Here is a 12,084-nt window from a genome sequence, read left to right on the forward strand (position 1 = left end):
GGCGCGCTTGCCACATCCGAAACCGACCACTATCAACCCCAAGGACTCTCGTTATGAACGAGGGACGACCGGGGGGCAGGTCAGTCATATATTACTGAACTCATGGTGTTTGGGAAAATTTTATCAATTTATCGATATGAATTTATTTCTTTTATATAGAACATTTGAATTTTGATAAATGCGATTTCAATATTTTGAATGCGGAATGGAAAAATACTATGTAAATGGTGGGTCTGGTTTCAATCGCTTGGTGTGGTTTGCAGCTCTGTCTTGCGTTTTGCAAGCGACTGCAATTGGGTGATGCATCGGTGATCTTGTGCCTGCGTGCGGCCGATAAGCAGGATTGACGCTTGCCGTGGACATGATCCTTATAATTCGGGAATGTAGCGCAAAATCTGGCAGCAACCGATGCGGTTATCGGGGGGGCTTCAGCAGAGGGATGAACTGATAACTGGAAAGATCAGGCTCTTTTGCCGATGCAGACATTGCGATTCTGGCCCATTTGTGTCCCGATTTTTCGGCTATGAAAAGAATTGTTCGCTCTAGAGCATGTGCGAGCGTGCCATCAATCTGTGCTTTTTCCTCCGGAAAGTCTTCAAATTGAAGATCCAGTTCAAGGAGCGGCCTGATTGCGGCTGATTTGGCCCAAAACATTGATCCAGATGGGAATTCAAGGCAGGTCTTAATGTTCAAGTCGACGCCAATTCTTTTGAGAAGGGCTTTCGCAGTTTCGAAATCATAACCCCAATCAATAAATTTTCTGATCTTCTTGTGATGTACGGGATAGACAACCCCCATTTTCTCCATGGAAAGAATACGCAGATTGTTTGCGGCAATGGTTCTGCTGCCAATCAGGCTGTCCAGTAGATAATGCCGCCACGACAGGCCCAGCCGCTTTGAGTGCAGTGATTTCTTGGAATGCAGATGCAGGAAGGCATCATACCGGTCATAGACATGACGAAAGGCAATATATTTGGGTGCAATATCCCGGCCCCGGTTTGGAACGATCTTTATCTCCAGTTCAATCAGATCCAGGGACGCATCATTGATCGCGTTCTTTATCTGTTCTTTCTTTTCCTCTGTATCGGTTGATATGAAAAGGCCTGTCGATACGGGAATGTTTCGCAGGTATTGAATGAATTCATCCATGAGATCCGGGTAAAAGACATGAATAATGACAGCCACCCTGTCGAAAACAATGTCCATTCCGGCGATGTTTTTGTCCGGCGCATATTGAATGATGTTGTATTGATCGGGAAATCTTCGTGCCATGACAACGCCATTGGCATTCACATGCCCATTCAAGGCATGAAAATCTTTCTTCAGTATTTTGCTGATGATAATTCTGGACTTTATCCGGATAGAACAAAGTGCGTATCTCGCAAGATATTTGAATCCATGATCCTTGGCGATTTCACGCGCCCGGAAAATATAGTGCAGCATAATTTCCTCGCCTTCCGACACTGGCGGCTATCAAAAGAACAATGCTGACTTCAGCTCATGTCGGTTGGATTACATGTCTTCGAAAGACCATTATGAGCTGAAAAGCAGGCCTTTGTCGATATTGGGCAATGCAACTTGCGCCATACGGCTATTCAGGTGGATTGAATGGGCATTAGCGCGCAGACTCTCCATTTGCAACAGGCCGCAACTTTTTCCGGCCCGTGCAATTCATGGAGGCAAGGCGGTAGGATTGCGCCTGCATCCAGTGTATGGGAAGGCATGATCGGATGGATCAAGGTGCACAGGGACGAGCAGATGAAAAAATGGTTTTGGCCACTGGTAACATGGACTGCGGCAATCACCGCTTTGGCGCTGTGGTTTGGTGCAGGCTTGGTGTCTGCTGATATTGCCAGCCGGACGGAACTGGCGCTGAAGCCATATCCCTGGGCGAGTTTTGACGTGGATGGGCGCGATGTGGTGATCAAGGGGGTGGCGCCTGATCCGGAAAGCCAGGCTGAGGCGCGTCTTGCGGTGGAGCAGGTGGCGGGTGTGCGTGAAGTGACTGATTCGACGGCTGTTCTGCCGCTGGCCTCACCCTACCGTTTCATTCTGGCACGGCAGGATGATGTGCTCACCCTTTCCGGTTTCATTCCTGACAACCAGTTTCGCGAGCGCATCATGCTGGCCTGTGAGCAGATTCCGGGTATGGCTGTGAGTGATGATATGGCGCTTGCCCGTGGTGCCTCGGCTGGATTTGCCGATCTTGCCTTGCAGGCTGTACAATGGGCCGAAAAGTTGAAGGATGGCGAGATCGAAATTTCGGATCAGTCCATATCCGTGACGGGAACGGCGCTGAGTGAAGAAGCTTATGCCGCGCTGCAGGCAGCATTTGCAACACAGCTTCCACATTCATTCACGCTGACGAGACTGGATGTGAAGCGTCCATAACAAGGACGCGATGAGAGGCTTTCCCTTGTGCAGTTTCAGGGAAAAGTGCGCGTACCAACTTCGATATGAGTGGTTCATGGCTTATCTGATAATAACTTTCTGGCCGGCCATGCTTTGTGCTGTCATCAAGGGCTGCCTGATAGGCTGGCTGTCGGCCAAGGATTGATGCTTGCCATCCAGAAATGGAGGCGGTTTGAGGCAGGGCATGTCTCAGACGGAATAGGGCATAAAGGGCGCTCTGCCTGTCGGAACCCTGCGCAATTTCGTCGATTTATGTCATCATTGACGTGAATCGTATAAATCAGAGGAATCAGTATGCCGTTTCTGATCGTCGAGTTGGCAGCATTGGTTGCTGTTTTCATGCTTGTCGGTTGTGTCATTGGTTATGTCATTCGACGCATGAACAGACCTGCGACAGAACGGGAAGCGGTGATTGTTGCCGCCGCCCTGTCGGAACCGGGAAGGCCTGAAGCTGCAAAAGCCGTAAACGATCAGCCTGAAAGTACGGAACAGGCTCAGAAAACCGAAGAACCGGCAGAAAGTGTGGTTGCGGAAGAACCGGCCCCGGAGACGGTGGAAACGGTTTCGCCGGAAAAGGTTGTTGTCGAAGAAGCCACCGAGGTTGCCGAGCCCCGGCCTGAACGGCGTTCGCCGCCCAAGCGCGGCAAGGCGGATGAGCTTACGCTGATTGACGGCATCGGCAATGCGGTAGCGGCCATGCTGCATGCGCAGGGCATCTATTATTTCGAGCAGATTGCAAAATGGACGCCAGAGGAGGCGCTCTGGATCGAAAAGGCCATCGGCTTTCCCGGCCGGGTGACGCGCGAAAAGTGGATCCCACAGGCAGAAAAGCTCATGTCTGCAGATATCAAGATACAGCCTGCCAAGGCGGACCAAGGAAAGAAGTCCTCTTCTGGCAAAAGGAAAGCGGCCGAAAAGCCAAAACGCAAACGTCAGACCAAGACTAAGCGCGACGGATAGTCAGGCTCTGGAACAATTATTGGCGGCCTGCCGTCAGATCCTTTTCAATATCCGCATTGCCCGTCAGAAGCGTCTTGTAAACTTCGTAATTTTCCATGACGCGGTGCACATAATTGCGTGTTTCCGAAAACGGAATGCGCTCGATCCAGTCTACGACTTCTTCAATGCTTTTGTTGCGTGGATCGCCAAGCCTTGCCATCCATTCCTGTGCCCGTTTTGGCCCGGCATTATAGGCGGCAATAGTCAGGACATAGGAGCCGCCGAATTTCTTCAGCTGCTCGGCAAGGAAATGCGCGCCAAGCGTGGCATTATAGGCTGCATCACTGGTCAGTCTTTGCGGGGCATAATCAAGCCCATTCCGTGTTGCCACCGATTTTGCGGTTGCCGGCATAATCTGCAACAGGCCGCGCGCTCCGGCGGTTGAGACTGCGCCAATATTGAATTCGCTTTCCTGCCGGGCAATGGCATAGGAAAGTGCCTTTCCGGCACTATCGATCATGGCCGTGTCCGGAATGGCGCCCAGCGGATGGGACAGCGCGCCGACATCCAGCCCGCGCAGTGCTGCTATCTTGCCGACGCGCAGCGCAAGATAATGATTGTTGTTGCTGGCGGCCAGATTGGCCAGCAGCGCAAGCTCGCCGACATTGCCCAGATCCTGTGCCAGCGCAATGTAAAGTGGCGCGGCGCGATAGCCATAGCCGATGGCTTGAAGACGGCGGATTGCCTGCACGGCAATGCGTTTTTCAAAACGGCTGCGTTCAATATCCGTGGCGGTTGGCTGGTTCAGTTCTGGCGCTTTTTCCTTGAGCCGCGCCGCAGCAAGCTGGCCATAAAAGGTCGTGCCGAAATGGGCCGAGCGGCGGTAAAACGCCTTTGCATCGCCTTCCGCACCTGCATCCACGGCGCGGCCGAGCCAGTAATAGGCACGCGAGGCCGACTGTGGCCGCGATGAAATGGCAGCGATCTTCTCAAAATGGCGAGCAGCAAGTTTGGGCTGTTTCAAAAAGCGCAGTGCATACCAGCCGGCATGAAATTCGGCTTCCGCAGCTATGGCAGGCGTTTCGGCAGCGTGATGGGCAACAACGTCATAGGCAAGTTTGGGCTTGCCCATATCAATAAGCGAGCGGGAGAGGATCCGCCTTTCATCCCACCATGCATCCGGATCGATCAGTGCCTCGGCAGTACGTGGCAGGGTCAGGATAAGTTTGGCGGCCTCGACATCGCGATCGGCCCGTCGCAATTGCCGCGCCTTGAGAAAGATCGTGGCCGGATTGTTGCGAAGGTTGGCCGGCACATTGGCAAGCGCTTTGGTTGCATTTGGGCTGCGCTGGGACGTTGCGACAAAGGCGATATAGAGCGGCTGCATATTGGCAGGCTCCGCCAGCAGTTTGGCCGATTGCAGCCTGTTGCGGAAGATCGCACGCAAAAAGCGTTGCTGGTGATCCTCTTTGCTCAGCAGGGCACCAAATTCGCTTAGGATTTTTTGCTCATCCTCCACGCCAAGCGACTGGTTGCGCCACCATGGGGCAAGCAGTGCCTTGGCCTCTGCTTCTTTGCCAGAGGCGAGATAGGCGCGCGTAAGCGCGATCACGCCTTCCGTTGTCTGCGGATGATTGTCCCTGATTGCCTGAAAAACGACAGCGGCGGGCGCATTTTCGCGCAGCAGGGCACGCTCAACATGGCGCTGCAACTGGGCAATGCCTGGCCAGCCCGCAAGTTCCTGCGCTGTCGCGATGATTTCGACACTCGGCACCGTATCCTGACCGGATGTCGCAATCGCCCAGCTTAATATCTGGCGATCAAGCGAGCCGACCGGCAGGCTGTCGCGGCTGGCAAGGGCGGCCGGGACATCTTTGGCCGAAAGCATGTCCAGCCCAAGCTTCAACTGCTCTGCCTGTGGTGCCGGGGCGTCCGGTGCAGGCGGCATGATCAGGCTGGTCGGCGACTGGCGCGCGGCGGATGGCGCAAACCCCTGTTCCATGGGCGCCGTTGGCACGCCGGCAGGATCGGCAAGGGCAAACAAGGCGGGGAAGCCGGTCATGACAAGACAGGACGATAGGAGTCTTTTTCCGATCAATACAGATACCGTCGCTTTCCAATAAGTCTGTAACACCTGAAGATGATAGATCGATAGTTGACAAATTTGACTTTTCTTGGAGCATGATAGTCGCAAGACGACTGGTGCTCATGCAGAAATGAACAGTTTGGCATGCCTGCGTGATCAATGCCATCCTTGCACGCATGATGCGGTCTTGTCGCGGGAAGGGGGCGGCTTGCCTGTCGATTTCGCTGCTTGTGCAAAAAGCAGCGTCAAACTGTTTTTTGCAACGAATTTCTGCAGCTAATCCGCTTGCCGGACGCCCGGCACGAGATTATGGTGCAGCGCCTTGTAGGCAGCGATTTGTGATCGGCCGCATGCCTGCATAATCCAATCATTCTCTCAGGAGTTCACCGATGTTGAAGGGCTCAATTACCGCACTTGTCACGCCATTTGACCGTGAAGGGGCGTTTGACGAGAAAGCCTTTCGTGACCTGGTGAACTGGCAGATCGAGGAAGGGACCAACGGTCTGGTTCCGGTCGGCACCACAGGCGAGACACCGACCCTTTCGCATGACGAACACAAGCGCGTGGTTGAAGTCTGCATCGAGGTGGTGGCTGGTCGCGTGCCGGTCATTGCCGGGGCAGGCTCCAACAATACGGTTGAGGCGATTGAACTGGCGCAGCATGCCGAAAAGGCGGGTGCTGATGCCGTTCTGGTCGTCACTCCCTATTATAACAAGCCCAATCAGCGTGGCATGTATGAGCATTTTTCGCGTGTTGCACGCTCGATCTCGATTCCGCTGGTCATCTACAATATTCCTGGCCGCTCGATCGTGGACATGACGCCGGAAACCATGGGCCAGCTCGTGCACGATCATAAGAATATCATCGGCGTCAAGGATGCCACCGGCAAGATTGAGCGCGTGTCCGAACAGCGCGCAACCTGCGGCAAGGATTTCATCCAGCTTTCCGGCGAGGATGCAACCGCCCTTGGCTTCAATGCCCATGGCGGCGTTGGCTGCATTTCGGTAACTTCCAATGTCGCACCACGTCTGTGCGCGGAATTCCAGAGCGCCTGCCGGGCCGGCAATTTCGCGCGCGCGCTTGAGTTGCAGGATCTCCTGATGCCGCTGCACAAGGCCATGTTCATCGAGCCGAATCCGGCTGGTCCGAAATATGCGCTGTCGCGTCTGGGCCGCATCGGCAACTATCTGCGCTCGCCAATGGTTCCGGTTGAGCCGGCAACGGCAGCACGAATCGACCAGGCGATGAAGCATGCCGGACTGCTTGACTGATCGGCACCTGTCATTTCCGGTGTTTTGAAGAATTTTTACGCTCCCGTTGCCACGGGAGCGTTTTCATTTCACGTATTGCCCATTATATGGTGCATTATGAAAAAGCCGAAATCATCGTCCGTTAGCAAGCTCATTGCGGATAATCGCAAAGCGCGTTTCAATTACGAGATCCTCGACACACTTGAGGCAGGCCTTGTGCTGACCGGCACGGAGGTAAAATCCCTGCGCTCCAATCAGGCCAACATTGCAGAAAGCTATGCCAGCTTTGAAAATGGCGAGTTCTGGTTGATCAATTCCTATATTCCGGAATATACGCAGGGCAATCGCTACAACCACGATCCGCGCCGGCTGCGCAAGCTGCTGGTCAGTCGCCGCGAAATGTCGCGTCTGTCGCAAGCGGTTGCACGCGATGGCATGACGATCGTGCCGCTCAAGCTTTATTTTAATGAGCGCGGACGCGCCAAGCTGGAGCTTGCGCTGGCACGCGGCAAGAAAACACATGACAAGCGCGAGACGGAAAAGAAGCGCGACTGGAATCGCGAAAAGGCGCGTTTGTTACGCGAGCGCGGCTGATCTGCCATGGCCACTTAAATCAGGCGGGAAAGGAGGCCCTGTCAGAAAGGCCTTTAACCAAGCCTGTCGAGATAGGCGCGCACATTGCGGAAGATGTCGCGGAACATGGCGTCGGTCAGGCGGCCGGTATTGGTATTGTAGCGCGAGCAATGATAGCTCGAAAAAATCCGCAGTCCACCAATATCCGTTGTCAGCCCATGGCCGAAGGCATGGCGCGCGACTGGTGCGCCAAGTGCGCGGACGGTCGACTGATGCGCGATCGTGCCCAAGGTCACCACGGCGCGCAGATTGGCAAAGCGGCTGAAGGCAGGGGCGAGAAACTGGCGGCAATTGTTGATCTCGCTGCCTGTCGGTTTGTTTTCCGGCGGCACGCAGCGCACCGCATTGATGATGCAGGCGTCGATCAGGCGCAGAGTGTCGTCGGGGCGCGCTTCGAACCGCCCGGTAGCAAAGCCATATTCGCACAACGTGCTGTAGAGAAGTTCTCCGGCATAATCGCCGGTAAAGGGACGGCCAGTCCGGTTGGCCCCGCGCAGGCCCGGCGCAAGCCCAACGATCAGAAGCCGCACATCCTTGTCGTGTACAGGCAAAAAGGGCGGAACAGGCGCATTGTGCCATTCCGGCTCCTTGCGCCTCCACTCTTGCAGGAAGCCATGCAATCTTGGACAGATTGCGCAATCATGTGGTGGTTCAGCAGTCATGCCCCTGCATGACCTGTCACGCCATCAAGGTCAATAGTTATCGTCGAAATCATCATCCTGACGACGCATCGGGCGTTCGGATGGATCTCGGCCAATTTCTGTCTTGAGCGTTACAAGGTCAATGAAATGGTCGGCCTGACGGCGCAGCTCGTCGGAAATCATCGCAGGCTGGGTGGTCAGTGTCGAGACAACTGATACCTTGCGGCCACGGCGCTGCAGTGCTTCCACCAGCGAACGGAAATCCCCGTCGCCAGAAAAAATGACAAAATGATCCACAGTATCGGTGAGCTGCATGGCATCGACGGTCAGTTCGATATCCATATTGCCCTTGACCTTCCGGCGTCCTGTCGAATCGGTAAATTCCTTCGCGGCCTTGGTCACAACCTTGTAGCCGTTGTAATCCAGCCAGTCGATCAGGGGGCGGATCGAGGAATATTCCTGATCCTCAACGAGGGCAGTGTAATAATAGGCGCGCAATAAATATCCGCGTTTTTGAAATGCCTTCAAAAGCTTGCGGTAATCGATATCAAAACCAAGGGTTTTGCTCGCTGCATATAAATTGGCGCCATCAATAAAAAGCGCAATTTTCTCACGAGAGTCAAACATCGTGTAATATATCCACTCTACGGTCAACCGAAGGTGGAACGGCTGCCGCTTACTCTGGTCTGTTGCGTAACCGGCGTGCAATTATAAAATTTCCGGCGCTCTATTGGGTTCTAAGGACATATTATAGAAAAACAAGCAACCATGAGTTGTTATTTGTCCCCACTAATTTACATGAGCCAGACTTTGTGATTTTTTTTGTGAATAAAATCAGGGAAAGAAAGCTTGTGCGCGGGGAAATGCGACATTTTTGGGTGGTCATGATTTTGACAATGAAGTGGTGCTATCCTACCAGCCTCCGCAGGCCTTGAGCCTGTTGTTCGTAAGCTCGTTCGCTTTTGCTTGTAATTCGCGCGTACAGGCGCTATGAGCAGGGAAATTCATTACAGTTTGAGAAATGAAAGGGACCACGTATGGCCCGCGTCACCGTTGAGGACTGCGTAGATAAGGTCGAGAACCGCTTCGAACTGGTTCTCCTGGCTGGTCACCGCGCCCGTCAAATTTCCCAAGGCGCGCCGATCACTGTTGATCGGGATAATGACAAGAATCCGGTCGTTGCTCTGCGCGAAATCGCGGAAGAGACCTTGTCGCCGGATGACCTGAAGGAAGATCTGATTCACTCGCTGCAGAAGCATGTTGAAGTGGATGAGCCGGAAGCCGCGCCGACTGCCCTGCTGACGTCGCATTCGGACGATCTGGCAGAAGGCATTGCGGAAGCAGCCGAGGATGACATCGTTACCTTCGACCGCATGTCGGAAGAAGAACTTCTGGCCGGTATTGAAGGTCTGGTCGCTCCGGAAAAGAACGACGATTTCTGATTTCGTCTGAAAACTGATTTCATGAACGCCGCAATCCATGATTGCGGCGTTTATTTTTATGCGATTCTGTCACATTCCCGCGGCTGAGTGGCTAAAATGCTTTACTTGGTAAAAAAAATTAATGCAGTTGAACGGATATTGATGCTAATGATCGGAAACTATTCGATTATTCGCACAAAGTACCGTTTGGCTGGCAAACAGTTCTGGCCACAGGGGCATTCGTTCGAATGATCGAATGGTCTATTGTTGAATTCAGGATCTGCTAAAAGATTGGGGAGGTCCGGGAGACTGGATAGACAGGAACTGGATGCAGCAATTGAATGGGAATGACTGACTGGGTGTGAGCGTCTGGCTGCTGTTGGGACAGCGCTCTGTTCGTAAGATTGATGCAGTTTTGCGAATATGCCGGGTACTGCGTTATATAGGAGTTGTCGTCCATGATGCGCCAATATGAGCTTGTGGAGCGTGTCCAGCGATACAAGCCGGATGTGAATGAGGCGCTTCTGAACAAGGCGTATGTCTATGCCATGCAAAAGCATGGCAGTCAGAAACGTGCGTCGGGCGATCCATATTTTTCCCATCCATTGGAAGTCGCAGCCATCCTCACCGAGATGCATCTCGATGAGGCGACGATTGCGATTGCCCTGCTACATGACACGATCGAGGACACGACCGCGACGCGCCAGGAGATCGACCAGCTGTTCGGCCCTGAAATCGGCAAGCTGGTGGAAGGCCTCACCAAGCTGAAAAAGCTTGATCTGGTATCGAAAAAGGCTGTTCAGGCGGAAAATCTGCGCAAGCTTCTGCTGGCGATTTCCGAAGATGTGCGTGTTCTTCTCGTCAAGCTTGCCGACCGGCTGCACAATATGCGCACGCTGGGCGTGATGCGCGAGGACAAGCGTCTGCGCATTGCCGAGGAGACGATGGATATCTATGCGCCGCTGGCTGGTCGCATGGGTATGCAGGACATGCGGGAGGAGCTGGAAGAGCTTGCCTTCCGCTATATCAATCCGGATGCATGGCGCGCGGTCACCGATCGGTTGGCCGAGCTTCTGGAAAAAAATCGCGGTCTTCTGGAGAAGATCGAAAAGGAACTCTCCGATATTTTCGAGAAGAACGGTATCAAGGCCAGCGTCAAGAGCCGGCAGAAGAAGCCCTGGTCGGTCTTCCGCAAGATGGAATCGAAGGGGCTGTCCTTTGAACAGCTGTCGGACATTTTCGGCTTCCGCGTGATTGTCGATACGGTGCCGGATTGTTACCGCGCGCTTGGGCTCATTCACACCACATGGTCGATGGTGCCGGGACGGTTCAAGGATTATATCTCCACGCCGAAACAGAACGATTATCGTTCCATCCATACCACCATCATTGGCCCATCGCGCCAGCGCGTCGAATTGCAGATCCGCACGCGCGAAATGGATGAAATCGCGGAATATGGTGTTGCCGCCCATTCGATCTACAAGGATCGCGGCAGCGCCAACAATCCACACAAGATCTCGACCGAAACCAATGCCTATTCCTGGCTGCGCCAGACCATCGAGCAGCTTTCGGAAGGCGACAATCCGGAAGAATTTCTCGAACACACCAAGCTGGAACTGTTTCAGGATCAGGTTTTCTGCTTCACGCCGAAGGGCCGGCTGATTGCGCTGCCGCGCGGGGCAACCCCCATCGACTTTGCCTATGCGGTGCATACCGATATTGGTGATAGCTGCGTTGGCGCCAAGGTCAATGGCCGCATCATGCCGCTGATGACCGAACTCAAGAATGGCGATGAAGTGGAGATCATCCGTTCCAAGGCGCAGGTGCCGCCAGCGGCCTGGGAATCGCTGGTCGTCACCGGCAAGGCGCGCGCTGCCATCCGTCGAGCCACCCGCTCAGCCGTGCGCAAGCAATATTCCGGACTTGGCATGCGCATTCTGGAACGCGCCTTTGAGCGCGCAGGCAAGCCGTTCAGCAAGGATATTCTGAAACCCGCCCTGCCGCGTCTGGCGCGCAAGGATGTGGAAGATGTTCTGGCTTCGGTTGGCCGTGGCGAACTGCCGTCATCTGACGTGGTGAAGGCCGTCTATCCGGATTACCAGGATACGCGCGTAACCACGCAGAACAATCTTGCCAAGACAGGTGAAAAGGGCTGGTTCAATATCCAGAACGCCGCCGGCATGATCTTCAAGGTGCCGGAAGGGGGGGATGAGTCTGTCGGGCCTGATGCGGATGCAAAATCCGGCAAGCGCGCCCTGCCGATCCGCGGCACCAATTCCGACCTGCCAGTGCGCTTTGCGCCGGAAGGCGCGGTGCCGGGCGATCGCATCGTGGGCATTCTGCAGCCGGGCGCTGGCATTACCATCTACCCGATCCAGTCACCGGCATTGACGGCCTATGATGACCAGCCGGAACGCTGGATCGACGTGCGCTGGGATATCGACGAGCAGATGAAGGAACGCTTCCCGGCACGGATCAGTGTTTCGGCGATCAATTCACCCGGCTCGCTGGCGGAAATTGCCCAGATCATTGCCTCCAATGATGCCAATATTCACAATCTGTCGATGGTTCGCACCGCGCCCGACTTTACAGAAATGATCATTGACGTAGAAGTCTGGGATCTCAAACACCTCACCCGCATCATTTCCCAACTGAAAGAATGCGCGAGCGTCAGCGACGCAAAACGCGTGAACGGATAAAAC

General features: G+C 54.2%; 10 protein-coding genes. 6 read left to right on the plus strand and 4 right to left on the minus strand.

The genetic code is table 11. The features are described 5' to 3' along the window. Positions 1–414: 414 nt before the first annotated feature. Positions 415–1,443, minus strand: coding sequence for a rhamnan synthesis F family protein (locus ACFO1V_RS02555; protein ID WP_374832243.1), 1,029 nt, complete (start codon positions 1,441–1,443; stop codon positions 415–417). 315 nt (positions 1,444–1,758) lie between these two features. Between ACFO1V_RS02555 and ACFO1V_RS02560 the strand changes: the two genes are divergently transcribed. Both ACFO1V_RS02560 and ACFO1V_RS02565 read left to right on the plus strand, forming a co-directional pair. Then, on the plus strand, positions 1,759–2,391 hold the full coding sequence (locus ACFO1V_RS02560; RefSeq protein ID WP_374832245.1) for a BON domain-containing protein: 633 nt from the start codon (positions 1,759–1,761) through the stop codon (positions 2,389–2,391). Between the two features lie 315 nt (positions 2,392–2,706). Continuing rightward, positions 2,707–3,372: an endonuclease gene (locus ACFO1V_RS02565; RefSeq protein WP_374832247.1), complete on the plus strand. Its 666-nt coding sequence runs from the start codon at positions 2,707–2,709 to the stop codon at positions 3,370–3,372. A gap of 16 nt (positions 3,373–3,388) precedes the next feature. On the opposite strand, the gene ACFO1V_RS02570 is transcribed toward ACFO1V_RS02565, so the two are convergent. Next, positions 3,389–5,413, minus strand: coding sequence for a lytic transglycosylase domain-containing protein (locus ACFO1V_RS02570; protein WP_374832249.1), 2,025 nt, complete (start codon positions 5,411–5,413; stop codon positions 3,389–3,391). A 413-nt stretch (positions 5,414–5,826) separates the two neighbouring features. On the opposite strand from ACFO1V_RS02570, the gene dapA reads away from it, so the two are divergent. Together dapA and smpB are read left to right on the plus strand one after the other, a co-directional pair. Continuing rightward, a complete protein-coding gene (dapA, locus tag ACFO1V_RS02575) occupies positions 5,827–6,708 on the plus strand; it encodes a 4-hydroxy-tetrahydrodipicolinate synthase (protein ID WP_374832251.1) in 882 nt (293 codons plus the stop codon). Between the two features lie 96 nt (positions 6,709–6,804). Further along, positions 6,805–7,281: an SsrA-binding protein SmpB gene (gene smpB / locus ACFO1V_RS02580; RefSeq protein WP_374832253.1), complete on the plus strand. Its 477-nt coding sequence runs from the start codon at positions 6,805–6,807 to the stop codon at positions 7,279–7,281. A 53-nt stretch (positions 7,282–7,334) separates the two neighbouring features. On the opposite strand, the gene ACFO1V_RS02585 is transcribed toward smpB, so the two are convergent. Both ACFO1V_RS02585 and ACFO1V_RS02590 read right to left on the minus strand, forming a co-directional pair. Next, the gene (locus ACFO1V_RS02585; protein WP_374832255.1) at positions 7,335–7,982 is read right to left on the minus strand and encodes a uracil-DNA glycosylase; all 648 of its coding nucleotides are present in this window, start codon (positions 7,980–7,982) and stop codon (positions 7,335–7,337) included. 30 nt (positions 7,983–8,012) lie between these two features. After that, complete coding sequence (locus ACFO1V_RS02590; protein ID WP_374832375.1) at positions 8,013–8,588, minus strand: LabA-like NYN domain-containing protein; 576 nt, start codon at positions 8,586–8,588, stop codon at positions 8,013–8,015. Positions 8,589–8,998: 410 nt separating this feature from the next. On the opposite strand from ACFO1V_RS02590, the gene rpoZ reads away from it, so the two are divergent. Both rpoZ and ACFO1V_RS02600 read left to right on the plus strand, forming a co-directional pair. Further along, positions 8,999–9,403 carry a DNA-directed RNA polymerase subunit omega gene (gene rpoZ / locus ACFO1V_RS02595; protein WP_374832257.1) on the plus strand — a complete coding sequence of 135 codons (405 nt, stop codon included), beginning with the start codon at positions 8,999–9,001 and terminating at the stop codon, positions 9,401–9,403. A 437-nt stretch (positions 9,404–9,840) separates the two neighbouring features. Continuing rightward, positions 9,841–12,081: a RelA/SpoT family protein gene (locus ACFO1V_RS02600; protein WP_374832259.1), complete on the plus strand. Its 2,241-nt coding sequence runs from the start codon at positions 9,841–9,843 to the stop codon at positions 12,079–12,081. Positions 12,082–12,084: the final 3 nt, after the last annotated feature.

This window comes from Daeguia caeni (assembly GCF_042653845.1).
Classification (GTDB): domain Bacteria; phylum Pseudomonadota; class Alphaproteobacteria; order Rhizobiales; family Rhizobiaceae; genus Brucella; species Brucella caeni.